This is a genomic window from Providencia sp. PROV129 (assembly GCF_028482245.1).
Classification (GTDB): domain Bacteria; phylum Pseudomonadota; class Gammaproteobacteria; order Enterobacterales; family Enterobacteriaceae; genus Providencia; species Providencia vermicola.
In genome coordinates this window covers 43,116-69,115 of record NZ_JAMPQD010000022.1, presented here as the reverse complement: position 1 = coordinate 69,115, position 26,000 = coordinate 43,116, and the positions used below count along the sequence as shown (strand labels likewise).

Sequence of the window (26,000 nt, the reverse complement as noted above, 5' to 3'; positions counted from 1 at the left end):
TATTATGTCGCAAGGTTTAAATGATAAAGACGAAGGTATTATATTGCGGATCACTCAACTCGAACGGGTTGGGTCGATTCTCTTCTTTTTGATCCCATTAATTATCTTATTAATTATTGGAAAGGCATTCGCTTTCAACACTCTCTATCTCTGGCAAATCTATTGCCTGGTTTATATTGGGGTATTTCGAATGCTTGCAGCCAAGCTTTCATCAAAGCCATTGCAACTAGAGATTCGACGTGGGTGGGGATATAACCGCTTTTACCGATTGAGTTGGGGCTACCTTATTGTGTCCATAATCATCATGGCGGGAGCCCAGTTGTTCTCCCGCTAATCAATAAGAATTAACCCGCTTTATGCCCGTAAGACTTGATATAACCTTCTGCCAGTTTTTGTGCTTGCTCCAGTTCCGCTGAGCTTAATTGAGCGGCGATTTTATTTTGTAGGCGATGGCTTTCCGCATTACCGCTATACACCGCGGTTGACAGCCAAGCATAAGCTTGCGATAGGTTTTTTTTCACACCTCGACCTTCAGAATACATCACGCCAAGGCGGTCTTGAGATTTAGCATCTTGCTGTTTAGCCGCTTTGCGAAACCAGAACACGGCTTTTTCATCATCTAAATCAACACCACTACCAATTGAATACATTTGACCAATATGGAATTGTGCGATCACATTTCCACCTTGTGCTGCCTTTCTAAACCAAAATGCCGCTTTTTCTAAATTCTGCGTCACACCAAGGCCTTGCGCATACATCATTGCCATATTGGTTTCTGCACGTGTGTCGCCGTTATCTGCAGCTTGTTCATACCACAGCATCGCTTTGTCATAGTCGCGGCGAACGCCAAAACCATTCACAAACATGGTACCTAGCCGAAACTGAGCATCAGAGTTACCTTGGTTTCCAGCCTTAATAAACCACTCAGCAGCAATTTTAGAGTCTTGGGAAACACCTTGGCCTTTGAAATAACGTTCACCCAGTTGAAATTGAGCGTTTGGGTCACCTTTTTGCGCTAACTGTGTAATTTGCTCAAGGGTAGGCTGCTGTGTTGATGAAGCCGCTGTCGGAGCAACAACAGGCTTAGCCGTTAAAACAGAACTAAAACAAACAGAACCCAACAACAGTGCTAACGCAACTTTTTTCATCCTAAGGAACCCTCAACAGTGCAATCTGCTAACTGTGAACACAGTGCTATCCATTAATATCGACTCAAACACCCATTCCCCTAGTGTAAATTCAGTTTAAGTAGGAAAAAATAGGAAAAGTGACCTAATTTTCACAAAAAGCACGTTTCGCTGCATAACACACGGGTTATTCTGATTTTTAATCCAGAAATACAAAAAAACCAGACAAACATGGGGTCTATCTGGCTTATTTATATCATAAAAATAGATTGTTACTGATTAAGGTATTGATGTCTTAAATAACGTGCAACGGCGTCATCCGCATTTGAACCAATGACCTCCATTTGTGGTAAGGCATCTTTAAGTAATTGATGGGCATTTTGCATAATGCAGCCTTTTCCTGCGACAGTCAGCATCTCTTTGTCATTCATGCCATCGCCAAATGCAATACTGTCATTGGCCATTAAGCCATGCAGCGCCGCAACCTGCTTGAGAGCCTCTCCCTTAGAAACCGCTCCCGCCATGACTTCCAAGCAACTGCGTAGAGAAAACGTGACATTCACGCGGTCTTGCCAACGGTTTTGAATGCGCTGCTGTAAATCCACCAGCAAATCGTGATCTTCACTCGTGAAATAGACTTTGCAAACTTCAGATGTTGCAAAGTCATGGCGATCAAATAACTGGTAATTAAAAACTGACTCTTTAAAAAATTCTTTTTGCTCAGGGCTTTCTCGGTTAATAAACCAGTCATCACCGTGATAATAATTGGTGATAAGTTCTGGATTATCAAATTCCATCAAACAAAGTTCATGCGCAATTTCAGCATCCACATTATGCTCAAAAATTAAATCCCCATTGGTATTATGGATCCTTGCCCCATTCGAGGTAATCATATAGGCATCAATGCCTAACCCATCACGGATTTGTGCAACATCCACATGATGGCGACCCGTTGCAAACACAAAACGGACATCTTGTGTTGTAATGAGTTGTTTTAAGGTGTCTTTAGTATAAGACGTTAAATCATGGTTGGGCGATAACAGTGTCCCATCCAAATCGGAAGCCACTAACGGATATTTCATATTCGAACCCTAACTAATACTGGTCAAAAAAATCACAGATAGCATTGAGTGCCATGGCCCTTAATGCATCCACTTCAAATAGGATTTCATGGTGAGCCCCTTCGATAATGAGGGGTAATTTTTCTTCTCGTCCTATTTGCGCTTTTTGCCGACTTTGACAAAAAGCTTGTAGCTCTTTATTGCTGACCACTTTTTCTTCACTTGCTTCTAACACCATCAGTGGTACATCAATTTCTCCCGCTTTTGCAATTAGCGCATCACCAATCGCAAAACTTTCACGCAACCAGTGGTATGTGGGGCCACCAAGTCGCAATTCAGGGTAGTCCGCATAGTAACGTAAATAGCGCCGATAACGCTCTGAACTATGGGTTAATACGTTGATTAAATACGGTAAAGGTTGCCACTTGCCCGTTGAAGCGGCGTAATCATTACGCACACTCTCACGTGATTCGGCTCTATCAACGATAAAACTGGCCATCCAACGTGGCATCGGTAAATTGATACCAATCATTGGTGCACATAACGCGGCTGCATCAAAGGTCACATGGTCCCGCAGCAAATACCCCGCTAAAATGGCACTCCCCATTGAGTGCGCCAATGCATAACACTTCAGGTAGTGGCGATATCTGACTTCTAACTCAATAAACTTTTCAAAATCATCGATATAATCAGTAAATTTTTCGACATGGCCTTTTTGGGGATCGGCTAACATGCGCCCCGAGCGCCCCTGCCCACGATGATCAAGAATAAAAACATCATAACCTAAGTGATAAAAATCATACGCCACTTCAGGGTATTTCATGTAGCTTTCACTACGACCAGGAGAAATGACAATAGCTTTATGATGCTTCGGATGAATAAAACGAACATAGTGGATAGGAATATCATCGACGCCCTGAAAATGCAGTTCTTCACGACGCTGCCAGAAGTCTAAAAGCGGACCATTCGCAAAAGCTGAAAACTGAGTTTCTCGCGTTAACCAGCGCTTTTTTAGGCTTTCAGGCGTCATCCTACAGTTCCTTATTTATTCATTCATAACCTTCAAGGTGGTCTCGGATGAGAGTCATAAACGACTCGCCAAAACGCTCCAGTTTGCGTTCACCAACACCATTAATTAGCAACAATTCTGCGGAAGTTGTCGGAACATGTTCTGCCATTTCGATTAATGTAGCATCGTTAAAAACTACAAATGGCGGGATATTGTCCTCATCAGCTATCGACTTACGTAATTTTCGCAGTTTGGCAAACAGCTTCTTATCATAGTTGCCATGGTAAACTTTGTTTTGCTGATTACGGCTTTTTGTGACTAAAACCCGTGGTACGGCAAGCTGTAACGCAGATTCCCCGCGTAAAATGGGCCTTGCCGCTTCCGTTAACTGCAGCGCGGAAAAATGAGTAATGTTTTGAGTGATCATCCCTAAGTGGATCAATTGACGGATCACACTTATCCAATGTTCATTGCTTTGCTCTTTGCCGATACCATAAACAGGTAATTTATCATGGCCTAAATCACGAATGCGTTGGTTATTTGCCCCGCGCAATACTTCAACAATATAGCCGATACCAAAGCGCTGACCAACACGATAAATGCAAGAAAGTGCTTTTTGAGCATCAATTAACCCATCGTATTGCTTTGGTGGGTCTAAACAAATATCACAGTTACCACAAGGCTGCTGACGGTTTTCGCCAAAGTAGTTAAGTAGAACTAAGCGACGACAAGTTTGCGCTTCAGCAAAGGCAGCAATGGCATTAAGTTTGTGCCGTTCAATATCCTGTTGCATGCCCGCGGGTTTTTCTTCAAGACAACGACGCAGCCACGCCATATCCGCAGGGTCATAAAATAAGACAGCTTCAGCTTCAACACCATCGCGCCCTGCTCGCCCAGTCTCTTGGTAGTAAGCCTCGATATTACGTGGGATATCAAAGTGCGCCACAAAACGGACATTTGATTTGTTTATCCCCATACCAAATGCAACTGTCGCAACGACAATCTGTAAATTATCTTTTAAAAATGCATCCTGTACCCACTCACGCTGTTGGCTATCTAACCCTGCATGGTAAGCTGCAACACTTAATCCACGTTTTTGCAAACGTTCCGCGGTTTCTTCCACTTTGCTACGGCTATTACAATAAACAATACCTGCTTTGCCTTTTTGGCCTTTAATGAAAAACCAAAGCTGATCTAAAGGCTTATATTTTTCGACCAAGGTGTAACGGATATTCGGCCTATCAAAACTACTGATATGAACGAGTGGATCATGGAGTTCCAATAAGCGGATAATATCGGTTCGTGTGGTTTCATCGGCCGTTGCGGTTAGTGCCATAACAGGCACATTGGGTAACGCTTGGCGCAACTGCCCTAATGCACGATATTCAGGCCGAAAATCATGTCCCCATTGAGAAATGCAGTGAGCTTCATCCACCGCTAATAACGTGATGTCCCAGCTTGAAAGCTGATTGAGAAAATAATCAGTTAATAGCCGCTCAGGGGCAACATACAACAATTTGATCTCACCACTGCTGCATAACTCCATGATTTGACGCTGTTCTAACGGAGTTTGAGATGAGTTTAAACAGGCCGCATTCACACCATGCAAACGTAGTTGGTCAACCTGATCTTTCATCAAGGAAATAAGCGGTGAAACCACCAACGTCACGCCTTGCTTTACAAGCGCAGGGACTTGATAACACAAGGACTTTCCACCACCCGTTGGCATTAATACTAAACAATCACGGTTATCTAAAATAGCACCGATGACCGCATCTTGGCCTGGACGAAATGACTGATAACCAAACGTGCTATTAAGCACGTTTTCAGCCAGTGAAAGTTGGTTAATGACACAAGCAGTGGACACAAACTTCCTCTATTTCTAAAACAAGTCGCTGCCCATGTGAGCAGCGAAATTGTTGGTTTATGACACGGCAATTTAGCCTTGTCAGATAATATGGGGCGATGGGGAATCTAAACTACATCATATCGTTTAGCATAACACCAATACCAAAACGTGTTTGGCGATAATTGTAGTCTATCATTGACTCACCATAACCGCTAAATAACTGGGTATAAAATCGCACATGTTTACTGATTGGATAACTCCAACCTAATTCTGCACCACCATACCCTGTATTCCAATTATAACGACCAGTAGTAGTAAAGACACTGTCCCCCAACGCATAGCCGACTTTTACACGGTAATATCCCATGTATTTTGTTATGTCTGAGTTATCATCACTGCCTTCACTTTCATGAATGCGATACCACGGTTTGAGATCAACCTGCCAATTTCCATTTTGCGCCATGGCTCGTGCATAAATACGGTTCCAACTGCGGGATGTAGGGTCAGAGCGACCATTGGATTCATGGTTAAAACCCGTTTCAAATTCACGTAGGGTCCAGCCTGCAAATTGATAATCAGTTAACCAACCGACAAATACTTGGGGCTCGTAATTAGTTTCCCTAAAAGGGGAGGATTCTTGTTTATTACTCAGCTGCCACCAAGAACGCTGAGTATACGAAACCGCTAAAATAGAGTCATCCCCAGCAATACCCGCCCAAAGTGGAAATGCTAAGCTTAATTGAAATTTAACTTCATCCTTTAACGCATCATCACCCCAGTTATAACTGGAGATTGCGTTTTTATTCATCGAAGAGGTATAGGTATAAATAATGTAATTAGATTCATAAGGATACAAAACAAATGGATTATCATAATTTTGCAATAAACCAGAAATAATGCTACCGCGAATTGGCGTGTTATCCTTTATATTCTGATCAGCTTGAACATCCGTATTTTCAGTAGCAAACAGTGAAGCAGACCAAAAACAGAGCACTGCACTTATCAACATCGGTAAAGCGCGCATTAGTCATTCCTATTTTCAGTGTCATAAAAATAAAGTTTGTCCTATTTTACACACAAAACTGCTTTGCTGTTGAAAGATTATTCATATGTTTGTTAGAGACATAGTTAATACATAATGTTAACGTTCTATTTACATATTATTTAAGGGATGAAACCGATGAATGACCGTACTTATTCTTTAGAAGAAGCCAGTGAGCTAATGAGCCACGCATTTATCTATAAAATGCCTTTTAATCAGCTAATCGGTATTAAACTGGCACACATTAACGATGATTTTGTTCAACTCACCATTGAGAATCGCCAAGAGTTGATCGGCAATTTTACGCAAAATATTCTACATGGTGGCGTGATTGCTTCTATTTTGGATGTTGCTGGCGGGATGGTGTGCATTAACCGCATTTTACAGCGCATTAATCCGCTCACTCATTCTGAAATTGTCGATAAAATGTCTCGCATGGGCACCATTGATTTACGTGTCGATTATTTGCGCCCAGGTCGCGGAGAGGTATTTACAGCGAGTGCAAGCTTATTGCGGGATGGTAATAAGATTGCTGTCACGCGTTGTGAATTACATAATGAAAATAATCAACATATTGCAACGGCAACGGCAACTTATCTCGTAGGATAAACCAATCTTGTAAATAATTAGTTACCTAGTAAACTAATAGCTTGTAAAAAAACATGAGCAATGTCACATTAGATGCATCAAAAATCGAGCCGCATGATCTGCATAATCTACGGCTCGTTATCTCTGTATAAGTTTCTTTTTTGTCTTTAATTCAATTTCAGAGCCAACAATGAGCCAGCAAAATACTACCAAAGGCGTATTATGTGCCTTAGGCGCCTATTTTATTTGGGGTGTCGCCCCTATTTATTTTAAAAGCATCCAAGAAGTGCCCGCAGAAGAAATCCTGACTCATCGTATTATTTGGTCATTTTTCTTTATGCTTTTGTTATTAACTGTAACACGGCACTGGAGTTATCTACGCCAAGTTATCAAGCAACCAAAGAAAATATTAATTTTAGGTGTTACCGCAACCACGATTGCCTGTAACTGGCTGATCTATATTTGGGCTGTCAATAATGGTCATATGCTACAAGCCAGCCTTGGCTATTTTATTAACCCGCTCGTTAACGTCTTATTTGGGATGCTATTTCTGCAAGAACGTTTCCGCCGCATGCAATGGGTAGCCGTAGGTCTCGCTTTAACTGGCGTTTTAATCCAATTGTGGCAATTCGGTTCTGTTCCCGTGATTGGCTTAAGTCTTGCTGTAACCTTCGCAACTTATGGATTATTACGTAAAAAATTAGGGGTTGATGCACAAATTGGAATGACCTTTGAAACACTTTGGTTACTCCCTGTCGGCATTATCTTCCTGTTATTCTTTGCAGACAGTCCGACTAGCAATATGGCAATGAATGATTGGCATCTCAATGCATTATTAATTGCTGCTGGGGTTATTACTACGGTGCCATTACTGTTATTTACTGAAGCGGCTAATCATTTAAGACTATCAACATTAGGCTTCTTCCAATACATGGGGCCAAGTATTATGTTCTTATTGGCAGTGTTTATGTATGGCGAAGTCATGACATCTGAGTTGCTAATCACCTTTGGTTTTATCTGGGTTGCATTAATTTTATTTACATTAGATGCATTATATACTCAACAAAAACTGAGAAAAAAATAACGCTTATTGTATTTTTGTATCTCAATTAGCTGTTTATTAGCCCTAAACTCAAACACCAGCGTCCGTTTTATATTTAAATCGGTGTTGGTGTTTCATTATATGGAACCAAAACAATTAATTTAATTAATGAAAGAAATTTCATGAATTTAATTTTCAATGTCCTATGTCTTTTATTTTAAATAACCGTAAATAAAATAGATTAATTATCATTAAATATCCTTACCTCTCTTCCATTACCAACAATATGACATAAAAATCAAATAGTTAGACCCGACTAATTAAGCTTGATTTTCTTCTTAAAATGATTATTATTTAACTTATCTTAAATTCACTTCAATTAATATTTCATCTAATAAACAACTTATTGAAATAAAAGTAGTTGTTTATTTTTTTCAATTAATGATTGCTTAATAGGAACTTGGTAATTATATTGTACGCCGTTTGTATTCACCCCAGCGGATGGTGATGGTCCGATTCATCACTGACGTTTCATTAAAGTGCGCACGATGACATTCAATTTAAGATGTCCTGGTGCGAGGTTTTCTGAAATTGAATACAGCCGGCTCTAAAATTTAATTTAATACAATCATGTAGCGGTAAGGCTCTAAATAATTTGGAAACACAACTAGGCGAACGCGCGAAGCCAACAACGTTGTGATTCGAAGTATGACGAGTACGGCTGCATTTTAGGTTCACTCCGCCTGTGCATTCAGACAGAGTTGACGTTGTTAAGGGCTTTTGGGAAGGGCTTCAAAATGCAACAGAATACCGTTCAAATGAAACGCGTACTGACCACTCCTGCGTTAGTTTTTTTCGGGCTGGCCTATATGGTGCCACTCGGGATTTTCACCACCTATGGGCAAGTCACTGTATTAAGTGAAGGGCATCTCCCTGTCGCTTATTTAATTACATTAGCTGCCGTCTTCTTCACTGCTATGAGCTATTGTCGTATGACTAGCGCACTCCCACTTTCGGGGTCGGCCTATTCTTATGTGCAAAAAACCTTTGGCGGCACACTCGGCTTTTTAGTGGGTTGGGCACAATTGCTCGACTATCTATTTCTACCGATCATCAACTACATTGCCATTGGGATCTTCGTTCATGAAGCTTTCCCTGATATTCCAATGTATGTAATTATTTGCAGTACCATCACTATTGTTAGCATTATGAATATTTTGGGAATTAAGTTAGTTTCCTCAATGAATATGCTAATCATTTTGATGCAAATTGTGTTTATTGGCGTGTTTTTATACTTAAGCTTTAAAACATCATTTGTATTGGATACTGATGCCTTATTAGCGCCAATTACAGTCATGGCCGATCAAGTACCAGGACTCTTTGCGGGAGCCGCCGTCTTATGTCTAGCATTCTTAGGCTTTGATGCGATTTCAACCATGGCGGAAGAAACCAAAGATGCACGTAACGCATTACCAAAAGCGATTTTATACACTGTATTTATCGCTGGTACCTTATTTGTGGTTATTTCCTATGGTGCGCATTTAGTGTACCCAATGTGGCAAGATTTCATTCCGAATACAGATATTGCTAGCCTTGCGGTGATGAAACAAGTTGGCGGTGCGATGATGGCATCCAGCTTTATTACCGCTTATGTGATTGGTGTTTTTGCTTCTGCGATGACATCACAAGCCAGTATCGTGCGGATTTTCTATGCAATGGGCCGTGAGGGTGTACTACCTCGTTCACTGTTTGCTTATTTGCACCCAAGGCTTAATACACCAATTTATTCAATTATCTTTGTTGCGGTTGCGTCCTTGCTTTCGCTAGTACTGTCTTTAAGCATGGTCGCCTCGATGATCAGCTTTGGTGCCCTTATTGCATTCACCTTCGTGAACTTATCGGTCATTAAGCATTTTTATATTGATCGCAAAGCGTCATTAGATAATACAAAAATGATTACCTGCCTTATCATGCCTTCCATTGGTGTTGTTCTCACCTTATGGTTATGGACAAGCCTTGATAGCGAAGCCTTTAAGGTCGGTTTATGGTGGTTAGCAGCAGGTGCCGTTTATTTGGCATTGCTCACCCATGGCTTTACTCGTCGTCCACCTGCAATTTCTGACGATGAAACTGAGATGATTATTAACTAATCATTCAAAGCCTAATAAATGATTACGGGGAAAGCATTAGCCTTCCCCGTTGTTTTTTAGCTCTGGCTCTTCTCAAGCGCCACTGATACAGACGGTTTACAATGAATAATCAATTTGCTGACGTTATTTATTTTAACGGTTATATCTATACCGCAGATACTCAAGACCGCATCGTTGATGCGATTGCTGTTCGTGATGGTTATGTCTTAGCCACAGGCTCGTCTGATGAGCTTCATCAATACGTTGGGCCAGAAACGGAAAGTATCGATTTAGAAGGCAAAATGATGATGCCTGGCATCATTGATGGCCATATGCACCCTTTTTGGGGGGGAATTCAATTATTCGGCTGCCATTTAAACTATGAATCACTGACCATTAATCAAATTCTCGAACGTGTACAAGATCACTTAGATAAAGACCCACGTACGGGTGAAAATGATTGGTTAAAAGTCACTGCTTGGTTACGCCAAGGCATGATCCCCGCAGGTATTGATATGTACCGCGAAGACATGGACAAACTGAATACCAAACGCCCTGTCGTGCTCTTTTCGAACGATTGCCACACATTGCTTGCCAATAGCCGTGCTCTCGAGCTCTTCGGTATTACCAAAGACACCCCTGAGCCACCAGATGGTAAAATTGGTAAATATGAAAATGGTGAACTTAACGGTATTTTAGAAGATGCCCCTGCGATGCGTGCTGCTGATAGCATCCCTTCTATTCGTGATGACCAAGCGATTGAAGTTGCAGAGCTCGTGCAAAAAGTGCTTAATCAGCAAGGTGTTACCATGGTGATGGACGCCCGAGTTTCTGAGCAACAACTCGAGGCATTTGCACAATTACAACAACGCGGTGACCTCACAATTCGTTTCCAAGCGGCTCGTGAAATCACGCCAGATGAAACGCCTAATGTGGCCTCTGTTGCTGCTGCAGTTGAGAAAGCGGTTGCTTTCGCTAAAAAATGGCACCAAGCTGATTGGACTCCAACACCAGGTATCGGTTTAAATAATATTAAGATGTTTGTCGATGGTGTGATGCAATTTCCAACCATGACGGCGTCATTATTACAGCCTTATCGCATTAACCAAGGTACCGATGATGCACCAAATTGGGTTGAAACCGACAACTATGGCGACCTCTATTTCACCGCTGAAATCCTCGATGAGCTAATGGAAAAAATTGCAGCGGCAGGCTATGACCCACACTTGCATACCGTTGGCGAAGGTGCCGTTTCGATTGTTTTAGATGCCATCGAAAAAATGCGTGCAGCTCACCCTGAAAAAGATATTCGCCCAGGCTTAGCACACAACGAACTTGTTCATGCGGATGATTACGCACGCTTTGCTCGCTTAAAAACTATTGCTTGCTTGTCTTTCCAGTGGGCAGCACCAACACCTGAGTTGGCTGCATTTGAAAAGAATATGCTGGGTGAAGAACGTTTTGAGCAATTAGAGCCAATCGCTAAATTTGTTGATGCTGGTGCAGTTGTCGCATTTGGTAGCGACTGGCCTATCGATGACTTTGATGAGTGGTATGACTTAAAAGTGGCAGCAACACGCCGAGGCCGTGATATTAATGGCCAACAAGCACCACGACTAGATAATGACCGTAACCTGACTGTGACTGAAGTTCTTCGCAGCGCAACGATTGACTCGGCTTATGCACAGCACCGAGAAGACGTCCTTGGTTCATTAGAAGCAGGTAAATTCGCAGATATGATTGTATTGGATCGTAATGTATTTGAAATCCCTGCGGATGATATTGAAAATGTAAAAGTACTGCGTACGATTATCGGCGGAAAAACGGTTCATATTGCTTAGTAGTTGTCTTTATTTAATTATTTAAAATAAAGCGATGACAAAATAAACACCCCATGGATTAAATAAAACCTTGGGGTGTTTTTAATTGAGTGCTTAATTCCAAAACCTAACACAATTAAAAAGAGAAATTACGAGGGAATTAACGCCCTCGTAATACAACATTATTCTTCGTAAGAAAATATTGTCTGAACAACCGTATTTCCATGACTAATCACGACATAACATACTCTGTCGCGTATTAATAACGAAATACCTAACACGGTAATACACGCCGATATAAACGCAATCACTGCGAACTTGCTCATTTCCCTTGACCTCTTAATTGTTAAGAGGCACTATCCTAACTGTCTAGGTTTGGATCGGGCCTCGTTGGTGAATAATAACAACGGGGCTTTTTCATTTCTGTTCCAAAATAAGTTACTTGAACCAGAAAGGCTCAATCACCCAACCAAATAGTAGCAAAATTTTATATTTTACGCACATTTAATCTCAGAAAAGCATTTATTCAAAACACTTGATTTAGATATTAAAAAAAATAATTAAATATCGATTTAAATAAAAATCTATTTTTAACTTGTTATTTAAGTTATTAACTTTAGGAAAAAGACTAAATTTTTCATTAAAAAAAATAACGCTTGCAAAAAAAAATATATCTCGATAATATCCGCAGCGTTTTCTATTCAATAACAAACTGCAAGGAGGTTTATCATGACAACAACTAATCATACTCTTTGCGGGCATACTCAGTACTAGATTTTTTCTATTCAGTTTTGCCTGCTAATTCACCTTATTTTTTAATTAGAAATGAGTTAATGACTTATGGGCAATACCTTTCATTCTGTGAGCGAACACGTGAGTTATATCGCCACAGAAGCAACATGGATTGAAAGTAAAGCAATCCAACAATTACAAATTACTGCTAACTTACCTGATATGGTATCCGTTGTTGGCATGCCAGATCTCCATCCTGGCCGTGGATACCCAGTTGGTGCAGCATTTTTTTCCGCCAAACGATTCTACCCTGCCCTTGTCGGCAATGACATTGGCTGTGGAATGAGTTTGTTTCAAACAGATATCAAAAAATCTAAAGTTAACCTCGATAAACTGGAAAAACAGCTTTCTGAAATGCCAGACCACGCCCCGTTAGCATGGCTTGATGAGCATGTCCCTAATGACATGCAATCACATGATTTTATGGCATCACTAAGTTCTATTGGTGGCGGTAATCATTTTGCTGAATTTCAATCAATCGATGAAATATTACAGCCTAAATTATTTGCCGAAAGCGGTTTAAATAAACAACAGTTGCTGTTACTCGTTCACAGTGGCTCCCGTGGTTTAGGGCAAACTATCTTACGTCAACATGTGGAACGTCACAGCCACAACGGACTTTATGAAGACTCTGATGATGCAAAAGAATACCTACATGCGCATCAGTGTGCACTCAATTTTGCACAGGTAAACCGACGTTTAATTGGCTTACGCCTGTTGCAACAAGTTAAAGCAACAGGGGAGCTGAGCTTAGATATCAACCATAATTTAGTTGAGCCCTATAATATCAACGGGATTGATGGCTGGCTTCATCGTAAAGGCGCAACGCCTTCTGATCGTGGTTTTGTTGTAATCCCAGGCTCACGAGGGGATTACAGTTATTTAGTCGCCCCTCAGCCGAATGAAGCTTGTCTTAATTCTCTTGCTCATGGCGCGGGTCGCAAGTGGATGCGAACTGAATGTAAAGGACGATTATCACACCGTTATACACCGCTTCAGCTCTCTCGAACTGCATTAGGTAGTCGTGTTATTTGTGCAAATAAACAGTTGATTTACGAAGAAGCTCCACAATCTTATAAGTCTATTGATACCGTGATTGAAAGTATGGTGAATATGGGTGTTATTCAGGTCGTGGCTCGGCTAAAGCCCGTTATCACGTATAAAACCAGTGGAGAATGTTAATTATGTTATTACAATTTTCCTCTGCACAAGGCCCTGCAGAATGCTGCATTGCGGTTGAAAAAGCCCTAGCCTGTTTTTTACAAGAAGCAACAAATCTTCGGGTAACCATTGATATTCTAGACTCAGTCCCCTCCAGACATGGGTTAAAATCCGCTTTGCTTTCTCTTGAAGGAGAGCATGCAGAGCAGCTACTCCAAACTTGGTGTGGAACAGTGCAATGGCAATGCCAGAGCCCTTTACGCCCTCGCCACAAACGAAAAAATTGGTTTATGAGTGTGACCGCTTTTTCACCAATTCAACCGATTGAAGACAATGAAATCGAATTTGAATTCACTAAAGCTCAAGGCGCTGGAGGGCAGCATGTGAATAAAACCTCATCAGCTGTTAGAGCAAGGCATGTTGCAACGGGGATCACCGTAAAAGTTCAATCTGAACGTAGCCAACATGCGAACAAAAAATTGGCTAAACAGTTGATACAATGGAAGCTTAATGAGCATCAATCACAACAATTAAATGCATTGGATAAGCAGCGCCATCTTTCTCATTACCAAATTGAGAGAGGAAATGCGACCATTATCTTTGAAGGTAAAGAATTTAAGCGATTGATATAAAATAAAAATTAGTCACCCTTGATTTATAGGGTGGCTAATTGGACAAACTTAACTATGCTCTACACAACATCGAGTATGTCTCTACAGATTGCCTTGCAATAGAACTCTCTGTTCCACCCAATGTGACCCCGTCTTGTAATGGAAAACTGGCTATTTGCTCTCTTAGCATTACATCACTGCTTGATTGCTGAACAAAGCCATTATTCATTAACTCATTTTTAAAGTCATAAGATGTGTGATAAATTAATTCAAAAGCTGATTCAATTTCTTCTATTTTTTTATTCACCGCATCGAGTGTCACTTGATAATCTTTGTTTTCTGCTTCAAGATAGTTAATTAAATTTTCATCTTTATTATCTGATTTAATTTCATCTTTTATTTGTTTTTTATTAAAACCGATTAAGTCTTCAAGTTCTTTTCGATATTCTTTTTCTTCATTTAAAATATTTAGATACTTATCTCTATTAAAAAATAAATTCATAACTTAATCCATCCTTATAATTTCTATTTAAATTAATGATAAATTAGTCGTTATTTATAGCCGTATATAAATGGCAAAATTAAAATAACCAAATTATTCAGGAATTCAACATCTATTTCATTATCGAATGAACAGTTAACTGCCTGCCTCCTTTCAGAGGCGGCATAGAGGGGTATATGCTAGAGAATTTTTTCAGTTAAAAACCAACCAGCTATACTTTCACGTTTTTGTTCTGTAGGTAGTACTTCATGAGGGAATTCTTCTGACATAAAAAAGATCATTCTTCCCGCTAAAGGCTCTAACTTAAACAAATGATTATCTTCTTTATCAAAAACAACTAATTCACCACCATCCCCTAATTTCCATAACTCATTCATATATAAAACTGTTGTTACCTTACGACGACCAGCACCTCTAGGGTTATCAACGTGTTTTTTATAAAAACCACCATTGGGATAACGGCAAAAATGAGTTTCAAAGTCCCGCAATCCTAAATACAGTTGGCAATTTAGTGCTTGCCGTATTTCCTCCATTTTTTCCATATAAAAAGCAATGGGGGTTCCCATCTCTGGTTCTAACCAAACGGTTTGATCACCGCGAACCGCTTTGTTGCTTTGTAATGAATCTCGATGCCCAATACGCGCATCTTGCAATGTATTTGGTATACATTGTTTTATTTTTTGGGTATCTGACAGGGTCAGAAAATCATCCCACACATACCAACCTTGTGAGGAAAGTGAATCAATAAGTTTATGAATTGACATGATGAATGTTAGGAAGGTTATTCGGTAAAACTTTATACGGCAAAAAGAGAAAAAAATAAAATTAAAAACTTGAATCTTATGGATTAAACTATTGCATCAAAGTATTCTACCAAAAAAATCTTTATTTTTCAGAAGGTAAGTATATTAACTAACTGCTATCATCAAAATTTTGAATCAAGATACTCACCTGAGTGAGGACCTTGTTTTTAATGTATTATCTCAATAAATTTATAAAATGGCCGTTAGTGTGTTACTCCACACGAGGCTGTTCTTCCCATGCAGCGATGGGATGCAACGGGTACTGGTGTTCTGTGTTGAGCACCGACTAATGTCTCTACCACGGAGCTAGCTTCTTGAGCTGGATTGAAGCTAGTGATTTGCTCACTGACCAATTGAGCAGCTTTATTGATTCCCTCTGTAGGTATCACCTTTGCAATCACATCTCTTTTTTCTTGTCGATAATCACTAATTAGCTCTTGCTGTAACCGCTTGATTTCAGCTACTGCCTTATTAATATGTATTGACTCACTGTTTAGTTGAACAATCTTTCTTACCGTCTGCTGTCCTAATGGCACTATAAATTTGTGTGATACCTTAAACTCTAGTAGATTATTAGTCACAGTATCATTAACAACACGATGGTCACCTTTATTTACCCACTTATTGAATTCACTATTATTATCGCCCAAGTCGTTATCATTTGAATAATGGTTAGAAAAAGAATTTTGATCATCTGAGATCATTTCTTTTGTTTTTGAAACTAATTGCGCCAGTTGTTTAACTGTTTTTTTATGTGAAATAACCTTACCATTTATTACAAAAGATTTATTCATTAGGCCATTTATAATTTTATTTGATAATTCAGAGGTACTAGACTGATTTTTTCTGATAATTTGATTAAAATCATTACCTATCGATTTTTCCAAATTATTCATTCTATTTATTCTATTTTCTACTGACTGCATCAATTCACTGATTCTTTCATACTTAGCATTATTATTCTTAAAATTAATTTCCATATTAATTACCTTAATAAATATTTTGACAATCAAATTTGACAACCAAACTTGATATTAAAATATTATCTCATATAGAAATAACATACTAATATAGTATTAATATAGTAAAGAAAAATGTAAGTTTAATATAAATACTATAAAACCTTTTTATTATCTCAATTAACGCATTTATAATGTGTATTTATTAAAAAATACCAATACTACCAAATATATATGACAGTATTGATACCAATAAAATAGCCCTATAAGTTCTCTAACCTTGCATAAGAAGCTACCAGCCACTTAATCCCTTGACCTTGAAACGCAATTTGTAAGCGACAATGCTCACCACTTCCCTCAAGGTTAATAATCGTGCCTTCACCAAATTTTGGATGCATCACACGCTGCCCTAAAGCATAACCTGAATCATTTTGGCTGATAGGTGTACCAAGGCGTTGATGACTCACAGGACGTGAAACTGTAGCCCGAAGACGAACCTCTTCCACACATTCCGTTGGTAGCTCACCAATAAAACGCGATGGGCGATGATAGACCTCTTTGCCATATAAACGGCGGCTTTCTGCATACGTGATGGTGAGCTTTTCCATGGCTCGGGTGATACCGACGTAAGCTAATCGGCGCTCTTCTTCTAAACGACCGCTTTCATCCATCGACATTTGACTTGGGAACATCCCTTCTTCCATTCCCACAATAAAGACAACGGGGAATTCCAAACCTTTGGCAGAGTGCAGAGTCATTAATTGAACGGCATCTTGGCTTACATCTGCTTGCCCTTCACCTGACTCAAGTGCAGCATGAGATAAAAAAGCCTGTAATGGCATGAGATCTTGGTCTTCTTCTTGATAACTGAAATCACGAGTCGCATTGACGAGCTCTTCCAAGTTTTCAATTCGAGCCTGTGCTTTTTCACCTTTTTCTTGTTCATACATTGCACGTAGGCCTGAGTCATTAATCACTCTATCCGCTTGGACATGTAATGGCATATCTTGGGTTTCTTTCGCTAGCGCATCAATAAGCTCTAAAAAACGTTCGATAGAAGCCGCTGCGCGACCACCAAGGACTTGCTCACGAAGTAAGTACTCGCAACTTTCCCATAATGTTAATTGCTGGTCACGTGCAGTTTGGCGAACTGTATCTAATGTACGTTCACCAATCCCACGCGTAGGCGTATTCACGACTCGCTCGAACGAAGCATCATCATTACGATTAGCAATCAACCTTAAATAGGACAGCGCATCTTTAATTTCTTGGCGCTCGAAAAAGCGCTGCCCACCATAAATACGATACGGCATCGCACTTTGAATTAAGGCTTCTTCAAGTACACGAGATTGGGCATTACTACGGTATAACATGGCGCAATCTTGTAAAGCACCGCCATTTTCTTGCCATTGTTTAATGCGCCCAACGACATAACGAGCTTCATCTAATTCATTAAATGCACAATAAAGAGAAATCGGTTCGCCGTCTCCGCCTTCAGTCCATAAATTTTTCCCTAAACGGTCGCTATTATTGGCAATTAACGTATTTGCGGCTTTTAGAATATTGTTAGTTGAACGGTAGTTTTGTTCAAGACGGATAGTTTCTGCACCTGGAAAATCATTGAGGAAACGCTGAATATTTTCAACTTGCGCACCACGCCAGCCATAAATTGATTGGTCATCATCCCCAACGATCATGACTTTGCCCGTTTCACCCGCTAGCACACGGATCCATGCATATTGAATGCTATTTGTATCTTGGAATTCGTCCACTAAAATATTGGTGAAACGTTCACGATAATGTTGTAGCACATGGGGTTTATTCAGCCATAACTCGTGGGCGCGCAACAGCAACTCTGCAAAATCCACCAGACCTGCGCGGTCACACGCTTCTTGATAAGCCTGGTAGACTTTTAACCATGTTGCCTCAACAGGGTTACCATAACTTTCAATATGTTGCGGACGAAGGCCTTCATCTTTTTTGCCATTGATGTACCACATTCCTTGGCGAGGAGGCCATTGCTTTTCGTCAAGGTTCATCGCTTTAAGCAAGCGACGAATTAACCGGTATTGGTCATCGCTATCTAAAATTTGAAAATCTTGCGGTAAATTCGCATCCATATAATGTTGGCGTAACAAACGGTGTGCTAAACCGTGGAATGTACCAATCCACATGCCGCCTTCACTACTTCCAATCAATTGATTGATCCGATGACGCATTTCAGCCGCGGCTTTGTTAGTAAATGTCACCGCCATAATTGAAAATGGTGAAGCATTTTCAACGGACATCAACCATGCAATTCGGTGTACCAATACGCGCGTTTTCCCACTCCCTGCTCCCGCAAGAACAAGTAAATTGGTACGCGGGGCTGCAACCGCTTCGCGCTGTTTGTCGTTTAGACCTTCAAGCAGATAAGAGACGTCCATAGTTACCATCAAAGCAAAACAGTGGCAAACACCACTGTGTTTTTATACATGAAAAATGATTATACCAATGATAAGAGAGATTCCAACTGGGAAATTTCAACGTGTGGTAATAAACGCACGTCTTTTTCTTCCATCAGTGTTTTTTGACTTGGGTTTATCCAGCAAGCTTGCATACCACTATTAATCGCCCCCTCAACATCAGTGAGTAAATTATCCCCCACATGTAAAATAAATTGTGGTTCGATATCTAAGCGCTGTGCCGCTAACCGGTACATATCACAAAAAGGCTTGGAACGTCCATCGGGACCAGCTTTTAAAACAAACTGAAAATACTCACCCAGACCACACGCTTCAGGCTGTGCATTGCCGTTAGTGATAGCAACAAGTGGGACTTTCTCAGCGAGCTGAATTAATGTTCTGTGTGTTGATTCAGGGATATCTATTTGATTACGCCAATAGGTAAAATGCGCCATAATATCATCCGCACCTTTTTCGGCGTTTTCCCGCGAATAACCATAATGGCAAAACATCATTTTCGATGAAAGCCAGCGCCAACGTGAAATGTCGTGGAAAATTTCAGGTTCTTGTTCTTCCACTAAACGACGAAAAGCATATAAATCATCGTTACTAAAATGATTGAATTGTGGGTCGTATTCACGCACAAAACGTAAAACTTCTTCTTCCGTTTTATCAATAACAGGGTGGTTATCGTAAAGCGTGTCATCCAAATCAAACGTAATCGCTTTAATTGGCGATAGCGGACGGTAAAAATGCATTAAGGTTTCTCCCTCTTTGCTCTCGGATGAGCCACATCATAAACGTTTGCTAAGTGCTGGAAGTCTAGGTGCGTATAAATTTGTGTTGTCGATAAGTTCGCATGCCCTAAAAGTTCCTGTACTCCACGTAAATTACCACTTGATTCAAGGATATGTGTCGCAAAAGAGTGGCGTAATTTGTGCGGGTTAATATGGCTATTAACCCCTTGTTTGATACCCCATTGTTCAAACCGCTTTTGAACATTTCGATTAGAAATTCGCTTGCCACTTTGAGTAGAAATAAATACGGCGTCGTCTTCTGGTTCATACAATTCGCGCATTTCTAACCAGCGCTGTAACCAACTTACGGCAGTTTTCCCCAGTGGAATTTTGCGTTCTTTACTGCCTTTACCCATCACCCAGACTTCACCCGTTGTTAAATCAAGATGACGGAGATTTAACCCGACCAGTTCCGACAAACGCAGCCCTGCACCATACATCACTTCGAGCATGGTTCTGTCTCGAACAACCAGTGGATCACCACTGTCCATATTGAGAAGCTGGGAAACCTCATCCACATCCATGTTCTTCGGTAGGCGTTTTTTGGCCTTCGGCGCTTGAATCGCCTTTGCTGGGTTTGCTGGCAGTTCACCTTGATGAACCATCCAATCACAAAAACTTCTTAAGGCAGAAAGCCGTAGCGCCATACTCGCTGCTTGAAGGCCAGCTTTTCGACTTTTTGCTGCAATGTTGCGAACTAACGTAGTATCGAGTTTCTGCCACTCATCAATTTTCAACGAAACCAGCATTTCAACAATGACACTAAGCTGACGCCGATAGTTTGTTATCGTTACAGGACTTAATCTACGCTCAACACGCAGGTAACGTAGAAAGGCTTCAATTTGGATCATCAGCCCTTCTGGCTGACCCCCTACAGGCGCTCTATCCATTGGCATAATAACCTCGGAAGAATTTGCGCGACTTTTTCTAACATGACGGTGCCCATACCATGCTGATAATGTTCACGATTACGACTAGTAAAAATGACCATTCCCGATTCACCATGCTGGCCAAATAGTGAAATTGCAACAGAGCCGACATTCAACGCATCAGGTAATAACAACTGAATTTCAGGACCATTTAAGCGACCAAGGTAATTGCGTCGTTCGCCAAACCGTTGAATCCTCACAGGTTCAAAAACGCGACGGGAAATGACTAATTGATGCGCATCGAGGGGGGCTGACAAGCGCCAGCTATCACTAAATAAGCGAACCGAAGCACCTGATAAACCGAGTTTTTTTGCCCAACGATTCAGCGCTTGTAGCATTTCTTGTAAACTTTTTGATGATGACATTTCAATCACCAGCAGTAATAACTCATCAAAAAGCTCCACATTTTCATGTGCTTGTTCAACCATAAAACGGATATCTTGCTCGAGCTGTTTAATTTTGATCCGTTGACGGCTCATCACTAACTCAGGCAAGGAAACCGCTCCGTTCACTACGTGAGGAACATTTATTTGCTCAACAAGCGTTGGATGGCGCAGAAAAAAATAAGGATTGTCCTTTAAATACTGCATCACACCATGTTCATCCATTTGATGAATTTGTTCGGATGCTTTTTCAGTTTTATCCATACTATCCTCTTAGCCCTTTCAAGATTAGACGTGGATCACTCCATCATAAACATGTGCCGCAGGGCCCGTCATATACAAAGGCGTTCCAGGTCCATCCCAAGAAATAGCAAGGGAACCCCCTGGTAAATCAACTCTGACTCGCTTAGCCAATAAACCTTGAGAAATCCCAACAGCAACGGCGGCACACGCACCACTACCACACGCTTGAGTTTCCCCTGCACCACGTTCATAAACACGCAAACGGATATGCTCTGCGCTAACTATTTCCATAAAACCAATATTAGCACGCTCAGGAAAACGCTCATGACTTTCAAGTGCAGGTCCTAAAATTTCGACTTCTGCAGTATGGATGCTTTCCACTTGAATAACGCAATGTGGGTTACCCATTGAAACTACACCGCATAATACTGTACGTTCTTGAGCGCGGATAATATAGGTTTTTTCTTCTTTAACAGCGCGAAATGGAACTCTTTGCGGCTCGAAATCAGGCTCACCCATATTAACGCTAACATCATCATTTTCATTAATGGTTAATGTCATACGTCCAGATTGGGTGCTAACTTTAATTTTTTGCTTATTAGTTAAGCCCTTAAGACGAACAAAACGTGCAAAACAACGCGCCCCATTACCGCATTGTGAGACTTCACTACCATCGGCATTAAAAATACGATAATGGAAGTCGAGATCAGGATCATAAGGCGCTTCGACCAACAAAAGCTGATCAAAGCCAACCCCTGTATGCCTGTCGGCTAAGCGACAAATCATTTCTGGGGAGAAGTACACATTTTGGGTTACTCCATCAACCACCATAAAGTCATTGCCTAAGCCATGCATTTTAGAGAATTGCATTTCACGCTCCATAGCGACAACTTACTGGTGACTAGTTGCTTGGGCAGGCTCTTTTGCCGAGCTGCTTGGGGCACTAGGTTGCACATCAGACGCTTGCGTAGGTGCAGCATTTTCTTCTGGTGGGAAATAAAGTGGGCCTTTTAAGCCACAGCCAGAAAGGGTAAATAAAACAACAAGTGCGCTCAGCCCAATTAAACTTTTTTTCATTCTTTTTCGCCTGTAATACTCACTTTTGACATCTGATATTTTTACACAATAGCAGGAGTGAACCCGCAAATCACGTCCGTTTATCAAGCATGTTGACATTATATACTTTAGGCTAAATTTAATCTGAAAATTTTAAGGGCTTCCCTCACCGCTCGTTCCCCCCTATAATTTCAATTAACAATAATAACTTCAATTAAATAATTGTGAGCAAACAGGAACTTAACCGTGAATGATAGTGAATTTCACCAGCTAGCGGAAACGCTGCTTAGCACAATTGAAGAGCATTTAGATAATTATGACGGCGATGCCGATATTGATTGTGAGATTAATGGCGGCGTGATGACCTTGAGCTTCGAAGATGGCAGCAAGATCATTATTAATAAGCAAGAAGCCTTTCACCAGATGTGGTTAGCGACCAAACAAGGTGGGTATCACTATGATTACCAAGATGGAAATTGGGTTTGTGACCGCTCTGGTCATGAGTTTAAGGCAAAATTAGCAGAGGCTATCGCGTTTCAAAGCCAAGAGCCATTTTCTTTCTAAGAAACGGTAACCTGTTAGTTATTGAGAACCAACCCACCTTTAATAATAGTGCGCTTGTTGCTGCCCTAATAGCGTTGAGCGCATATCATGCCCAGTTTCATCACTGTCGTCTTCTGTACCAAACGGCCATGTCGCGCCAGAGAACGCCACCACTTGGTTTTTACCTTCTTGATTAATAATTTGGTAAAATTGAGGTAGGTTAAAATTAATGAAATTTGCACCATAGGTGAAACGGTCATGGGAAGAGGAGTAAAACTTACTCACATCACGCACTAAGTCTTCTTTTGACCCCTCGCAATGGGAATAGATTTCAACACGGTTTGCTTCATCTAAAACATAAATATTAAAGCCCGTATTGTCTGGTGTGTTTTCAAAGAAAAACTGCACAATACCTTCACTTGCATAGCCATCAACGACTGCAGGTAAATGATTATCACTTTTTGCTTGCAGTTTTACTGGCCAACCATGCAATTTATTATGCGAAATTGCACCATAGAATTCGACCGCATTTTCAAGTTTTTGTACAGAAACGTTTAGGCGCTCAAAAAACAGCCCCCATGTTTGACCCGCAATACGCAACGCTTTGAAGCGCCCTGGATCATTGCGATTACTGGATAAACGCAACTCAATACACTCAGAAACTAACTGTTGTACACGAGTACGAATCAGACCACGCAAGTGCTCACTATAACAAAAAACTTCAACAGCTTCAGGTGGTGCCGCATCTTGGTGCATCTTACCTAAGATGGTTTTTAACGCTTCTAACATGCACTGCTCACCACTGAAATGCAGAGTTCTCACCTCATTCCATGAATTGCGGTACAACAAGTCAATACTGCCGATAAGGCATTGTTGCGTCTCACCAAAGCTGAAAATATCAAGCTTTCTGAAATCCACGTGTACCACTTGTTCAGAATAAACCTGCGTTGGATCTTTTTCTAAGTTAACGATAATGGCAAGGTGGCGAATTTCACATGGGCTATACAACGCTTTTGGTGTGGGTGCAGGCAAACGGATCGGGAAGTGGCTGGAAACGTCATGCATTAACTCAAGCAGTTTTCGCTCATCACACTGGGATTTCCCATTGTGCATATACACTTGCGTGTTTTCAGTGAGTAACCCGTTGAAATACGCCCACGCCACCAACTTATTCAAGTAGCGGTTATATTCAAGAGGCTGATGACCAATAATCGCGTCAATATTTGGAGCTTGGTTATACAAATACCAACCACTGCGATTCGCGCGCCCCGCAGGTACGTAAATAAAAGTTAAGTGAGATTCACTTAAATCAGGTGAAATTTGTGGATTCACCAATGTTACTTTACCTGGTAAGGCTTCAAAAGCCGCATATAACTTACGTGTTAATACCCCAATATCCTGTGGGCTCGCACTAACACTTAAATTATTTCGACGAGCAAAACGAATAAGGTTTCGATAGCTTTGCATCATCGTATCGAGTAACTCATTGTGCGCTTCACGAACCCGTTCAATTTTCCATTGATTACGCGAATCAAGTAATGCTAAACGTTCCGCACTCCATCCCCATGACTCAACGAGTTGAGATAACACATCACGGCGCCAACCAGAGCAGGCGTTGCCATCGTCTTCAGAGAGTTTTTCACAGACTTTGAGGTAAAAACAGCGGCGGATCAAATCAAGGCGGGTAGAATCATTGATTTCAGTGAGATAACGCGTAACACGGTCTAACATCAAACAGTATGAATCTAAACCGTAGCTAACAATTTCACCTGCATGTAAATGGCGTTTAAATTCCATTGCCAGCAATTTACCATGCGGATAGTCCCAAGAATAAGACTCGAGCAAAATACTTTTCAGGACGGCCTTATAAGGGGAATCGACACTTTTATATAGCTGCCACAAGCTAGCGCCAAAGTATTCAGCAGCGGATAGCTCACCTAACCCCCCTAAATCTAACCACTCGTTGGGCGTCAACACACCTTGTGCATATAACCCAATAACGTATTCATCGTAATGTTGCTCTTCTTCGACAGGCACCATCGTCCATAGCAAACGTTTTCCTGCCATGCGCACTGCTGTGCGATAAAATTCATCTAATAACAGGATATGCTGCGTTGAGCCACAGTTTTCCCCACCAATATGCCCACTCGCATGATGACGAAAACGGTTTTCATCGATTAAAAAGATAGTGACATCAATACCTAAAGAAGCTGCCCACTGCTCAATTAATGTACATTTTTTTTGCAAAAAACGTTTTTCTTCGTGATCGAGCCATGAAGGATGACAGACCCACACATCAATATCAGAACAGTGGCTCTGCCCAACAGAAGATGTGCTGCCCATCGAATAAATTCCAGTGATAGGTAATTCACCATTTGCACTTGAATCAATAGGTAAGAAGCGTTCAAATTGCCCTAACCATTTCATCTGTTCTGTATCTGGGGAGAAAAAACACACACCATGGGGCACACTACCTTCGATAAAACCAGGCATCATTGGATGATGATAATGAAACAAGACTGGCAGCAAACTATAAACCTGAGAAAAAGTCTCGCTCATAGACGCCGTCGCGCGCTCTAACCGTAATTGGTTTATCGCATCAAGTCTTTGCTTTAAGGTTTCAATATAGAGATACAAAGGTTACGCCTGACTGTAATGAATGTAATACAAATCTGGAAATTTCCCAGCACCCAACAGATAGAGATAGATTTAAAAAAGTTTTCAAATGAATTGTCGGAAACGTGATCAATTTAACACCTTGGAGCAAAAGGGTAAAGTAGATCACATAATTTTATACGCTTATTTTTGATACAAAATGCTTTTCAACATATTGTATAAAAAGACTTTTTATTTTTTAACTCGATAGAATATCCCTTGTTTTTCAATGGAATAATATCACTCACGTGAATTGTTTAATAAAGCAACAATTCAAAACGATATTAAGTACAATACGCACAGAGCCTGTGCTTGCACGCTTCAACACAAATTTATACTGCCTTCCCTCCTGCCAACTCAATAAATAGCACGATAAGCTAAAAAAATAATCGAATAGCTATCTCAAGTCATCATCTTTTGAATCACTTTCCTGCATCATGATTACAAATATAAAT

Annotated in this window: 24 protein-coding genes; 8 read left to right on the top strand and 16 right to left on the bottom strand. The window is 40.7% G+C overall.

The features are described 5' to 3' along the window. Positions 1-4 precede the first annotated feature (4 nt). Positions 5-334 carry a hypothetical protein gene (locus PSF27_RS16300; protein ID WP_272681881.1) on the top strand — a complete coding sequence of 110 codons (330 nt, stop codon included), beginning with the start codon at positions 5-7 and terminating at the stop codon, positions 332-334. Between the two features lie 10 nt (positions 335-344). Here the strand turns inward: PSF27_RS16300 and PSF27_RS16295 are convergent, their stop codons facing one another. From PSF27_RS16295 to pldA, 5 genes are all read right to left on the bottom strand, one after another. Next, positions 345-1,148, bottom strand: coding sequence for a tetratricopeptide repeat protein (locus tag PSF27_RS16295; RefSeq protein ID WP_206083140.1), 804 nt, complete (start codon positions 1,146-1,148; stop codon positions 345-347). A 251-nt stretch (positions 1,149-1,399) separates the two neighbouring features. Then, on the bottom strand, positions 1,400-2,209 hold the full coding sequence (yigL, locus tag PSF27_RS16290) for a sugar/pyridoxal phosphate phosphatase YigL (protein WP_206083138.1): 810 nt from the start codon (positions 2,207-2,209) through the stop codon (positions 1,400-1,402). Between the two features lie 13 nt (positions 2,210-2,222). After that, on the bottom strand, positions 2,223-3,218 hold the full coding sequence (gene pldB / locus PSF27_RS16285) for a lysophospholipase L2 (protein ID WP_206083136.1): 996 nt from the start codon (positions 3,216-3,218) through the stop codon (positions 2,223-2,225). Between the two features lie 19 nt (positions 3,219-3,237). Beyond that, complete coding sequence (recQ, locus tag PSF27_RS16280) at positions 3,238-5,064, bottom strand: ATP-dependent DNA helicase RecQ (protein WP_272539547.1); 1,827 nt, start codon at positions 5,062-5,064, stop codon at positions 3,238-3,240. A 112-nt stretch (positions 5,065-5,176) separates the two neighbouring features. After that, positions 5,177-6,070: a phospholipase A gene (gene pldA, locus PSF27_RS16275; RefSeq protein WP_206083132.1), complete on the bottom strand. Its 894-nt coding sequence runs from the start codon at positions 6,068-6,070 to the stop codon at positions 5,177-5,179. Positions 6,071-6,226: 156 nt separating this feature from the next. Between pldA and PSF27_RS16270 the strand changes: the two genes are divergently transcribed. The 4 genes from PSF27_RS16270 to PSF27_RS16255 all read left to right on the top strand — a co-directional run bounded on the left by PSF27_RS16270 (position 6,227) and on the right by PSF27_RS16255 (position 11,688). Next, entirely contained in the window at positions 6,227-6,697 is a 471-nt protein-coding gene (locus tag PSF27_RS16270) for a thioesterase family protein (RefSeq protein WP_206083130.1), read from the top strand. A gap of 169 nt (positions 6,698-6,866) precedes the next feature. Then, positions 6,867-7,760, top strand: coding sequence for an EamA family transporter RarD (gene rarD / locus PSF27_RS16265; protein ID WP_272681880.1), 894 nt, complete (start codon positions 6,867-6,869; stop codon positions 7,758-7,760). A gap of 755 nt (positions 7,761-8,515) precedes the next feature. Further along, entirely contained in the window at positions 8,516-9,868 is a 1,353-nt protein-coding gene (locus tag PSF27_RS16260) for an APC family permease (RefSeq protein WP_225820626.1), read from the top strand. A gap of 101 nt (positions 9,869-9,969) precedes the next feature. Further along, complete coding sequence (locus PSF27_RS16255; protein ID WP_272681879.1) at positions 9,970-11,688, top strand: amidohydrolase; 1,719 nt, start codon at positions 9,970-9,972, stop codon at positions 11,686-11,688. 161 nt (positions 11,689-11,849) lie between these two features. Here the strand turns inward: PSF27_RS16255 and PSF27_RS16250 are convergent, their stop codons facing one another. Further along, a complete protein-coding gene (locus PSF27_RS16250; protein ID WP_272539549.1) occupies positions 11,850-11,993 on the bottom strand; it encodes a Hok/Gef family protein in 144 nt (47 codons plus the stop codon). 514 nt (positions 11,994-12,507) lie between these two features. Here PSF27_RS16250 and PSF27_RS16245 point away from each other — a divergent pair. Both PSF27_RS16245 and prfH read left to right on the top strand, forming a co-directional pair. Then, on the top strand, positions 12,508-13,641 hold the full coding sequence (locus tag PSF27_RS16245) for an RNA ligase RtcB family protein (protein ID WP_272539550.1): 1,134 nt from the start codon (positions 12,508-12,510) through the stop codon (positions 13,639-13,641). A 2-nt stretch (positions 13,642-13,643) separates the two neighbouring features. Beyond that, a complete protein-coding gene (prfH, locus tag PSF27_RS16240; protein WP_272681878.1) occupies positions 13,644-14,252 on the top strand; it encodes a peptide chain release factor H in 609 nt (202 codons plus the stop codon). Positions 14,253-14,304: 52 nt separating this feature from the next. Here prfH and PSF27_RS16235 read toward each other — a convergent pair whose 3' ends face one another. The 9 genes from PSF27_RS16235 to lptM all read right to left on the bottom strand — a co-directional run bounded on the left by PSF27_RS16235 (position 14,305) and on the right by lptM (position 22,368). Continuing rightward, the gene (locus PSF27_RS16235; protein ID WP_272539552.1) at positions 14,305-14,733 is read right to left on the bottom strand and encodes a hypothetical protein; all 429 of its coding nucleotides are present in this window, start codon (positions 14,731-14,733) and stop codon (positions 14,305-14,307) included. Between the two features lie 179 nt (positions 14,734-14,912). Next, on the bottom strand, positions 14,913-15,497 hold the full coding sequence (locus tag PSF27_RS16230) for a 2OG-Fe(II) oxygenase (RefSeq protein ID WP_272539553.1): 585 nt from the start codon (positions 15,495-15,497) through the stop codon (positions 14,913-14,915). Positions 15,498-15,739: 242 nt separating this feature from the next. Then, positions 15,740-16,516, bottom strand: coding sequence for a hypothetical protein (locus PSF27_RS16225; protein WP_272681877.1), 777 nt, complete (start codon positions 16,514-16,516; stop codon positions 15,740-15,742). A 242-nt stretch (positions 16,517-16,758) separates the two neighbouring features. After that, on the bottom strand, positions 16,759-18,921 hold the full coding sequence (gene uvrD, locus PSF27_RS16220; protein WP_272573898.1) for a DNA helicase II: 2,163 nt from the start codon (positions 18,919-18,921) through the stop codon (positions 16,759-16,761). A 59-nt stretch (positions 18,922-18,980) separates the two neighbouring features. Continuing rightward, the gene (gene yigB, locus PSF27_RS16215; protein WP_206083109.1) at positions 18,981-19,697 is read right to left on the bottom strand and encodes a 5-amino-6-(5-phospho-D-ribitylamino)uracil phosphatase YigB; all 717 of its coding nucleotides are present in this window, start codon (positions 19,695-19,697) and stop codon (positions 18,981-18,983) included. Beyond that, positions 19,697-20,626 (bottom strand): tyrosine recombinase XerC, encoded by a 930-nt coding sequence (gene xerC, locus PSF27_RS16210; protein WP_272681892.1) that lies wholly within the window; start codon positions 20,624-20,626, stop codon positions 19,697-19,699. Before xerC ends, yigB begins: the two co-directional genes overlap by 1 nt. Continuing rightward, positions 20,608-21,312: a DUF484 family protein gene (locus tag PSF27_RS16205; RefSeq protein WP_206083107.1), complete on the bottom strand. Its 705-nt coding sequence runs from the start codon at positions 21,310-21,312 to the stop codon at positions 20,608-20,610. Before PSF27_RS16205 ends, xerC begins: the two co-directional genes overlap by 19 nt. Before the next feature lie 24 nt (positions 21,313-21,336). Then, positions 21,337-22,161 carry a diaminopimelate epimerase gene (dapF, locus tag PSF27_RS16200; protein WP_206083105.1) on the bottom strand — a complete coding sequence of 275 codons (825 nt, stop codon included), beginning with the start codon at positions 22,159-22,161 and terminating at the stop codon, positions 21,337-21,339. Between the two features lie 21 nt (positions 22,162-22,182). After that, on the bottom strand, positions 22,183-22,368 hold the full coding sequence (gene lptM, locus PSF27_RS16195; protein WP_206083103.1) for an LPS translocon maturation chaperone LptM: 186 nt from the start codon (positions 22,366-22,368) through the stop codon (positions 22,183-22,185). 225 nt (positions 22,369-22,593) lie between these two features. Here lptM and cyaY point away from each other — a divergent pair, with 225 nt between their 5' ends. Next, complete coding sequence (cyaY, locus tag PSF27_RS16190; protein WP_206083101.1) at positions 22,594-22,911, top strand: iron donor protein CyaY; 318 nt, start codon at positions 22,594-22,596, stop codon at positions 22,909-22,911. Positions 22,912-22,950: 39 nt separating this feature from the next. Here the strand turns inward: cyaY and PSF27_RS16185 are convergent, their stop codons facing one another. Then, entirely contained in the window at positions 22,951-25,527 is a 2,577-nt protein-coding gene (locus PSF27_RS16185; RefSeq protein WP_206083099.1) for a class I adenylate cyclase, read from the bottom strand. Positions 25,528-26,000 lie beyond the last annotated feature (473 nt).

Coding starts and splice junctions, on each gene's coding strand:
- rarD (WP_272681880.1), top strand. CDS start 6,867: ATGAGCCAGCAAAATACTACCAAAGGCGTATTATGTGCCTTAGGCGCC.
- PSF27_RS16230 (WP_272539553.1), bottom strand. CDS start 15,497: ATGTCAATTCATAAACTTATTGATTCACTTTCCTCACAAGGTTGGTAT.
- PSF27_RS16225 (WP_272681877.1), bottom strand. CDS start 16,516: ATGGAAATTAATTTTAAGAATAATAATGCTAAGTATGAAAGAATCAGT.
- uvrD (WP_272573898.1), bottom strand. CDS start 18,921: ATGGACGTCTCTTATCTGCTTGAAGGTCTAAACGACAAACAGCGCGAA.
- PSF27_RS16270 (WP_206083130.1), top strand. CDS start 6,227: ATGAATGACCGTACTTATTCTTTAGAAGAAGCCAGTGAGCTAATGAGC.
- PSF27_RS16295 (WP_206083140.1), bottom strand. CDS start 1,148: ATGAAAAAAGTTGCGTTAGCACTGTTGTTGGGTTCTGTTTGTTTTAGT.
- PSF27_RS16245 (WP_272539550.1), top strand. CDS start 12,508: ATGGGCAATACCTTTCATTCTGTGAGCGAACACGTGAGTTATATCGCC.
- pldA (WP_206083132.1), bottom strand. CDS start 6,070: ATGCGCGCTTTACCGATGTTGATAAGTGCAGTGCTCTGTTTTTGGTCT.
- PSF27_RS16235 (WP_272539552.1), bottom strand. CDS start 14,733: ATGAATTTATTTTTTAATAGAGATAAGTATCTAAATATTTTAAATGAA.
- prfH (WP_272681878.1), top strand. CDS start 13,644: ATGTTATTACAATTTTCCTCTGCACAAGGCCCTGCAGAATGCTGCATT.
- pldB (WP_206083136.1), bottom strand. CDS start 3,218: ATGACGCCTGAAAGCCTAAAAAAGCGCTGGTTAACGCGAGAAACTCAG.
- PSF27_RS16250 (WP_272539549.1), bottom strand. CDS start 11,993: ATGAGCAAGTTCGCAGTGATTGCGTTTATATCGGCGTGTATTACCGTG.
- PSF27_RS16300 (WP_272681881.1), top strand. CDS start 5: ATGTCGCAAGGTTTAAATGATAAAGACGAAGGTATTATATTGCGGATC.
- PSF27_RS16205 (WP_206083107.1), bottom strand. CDS start 21,312: ATGGATAAAACTGAAAAAGCATCCGAACAAATTCATCAAATGGATGAA.
- xerC (WP_272681892.1), bottom strand. CDS start 20,626: ATGGATAGAGCGCCTGTAGGGGGTCAGCCAGAAGGGCTGATGATCCAA.
- PSF27_RS16260 (WP_225820626.1), top strand. CDS start 8,516: ATGCAACAGAATACCGTTCAAATGAAACGCGTACTGACCACTCCTGCG.
- lptM (WP_206083103.1), bottom strand. CDS start 22,368: ATGAAAAAAAGTTTAATTGGGCTGAGCGCACTTGTTGTTTTATTTACC.
- dapF (WP_206083105.1), bottom strand. CDS start 22,161: ATGCAATTCTCTAAAATGCATGGCTTAGGCAATGACTTTATGGTGGTT.
- yigL (WP_206083138.1), bottom strand. CDS start 2,209: ATGAAATATCCGTTAGTGGCTTCCGATTTGGATGGGACACTGTTATCG.
- yigB (WP_206083109.1), bottom strand. CDS start 19,697: ATGCATTTTTACCGTCCGCTATCGCCAATTAAAGCGATTACGTTTGAT.
- PSF27_RS16255 (WP_272681879.1), top strand. CDS start 9,970: ATGAATAATCAATTTGCTGACGTTATTTATTTTAACGGTTATATCTAT.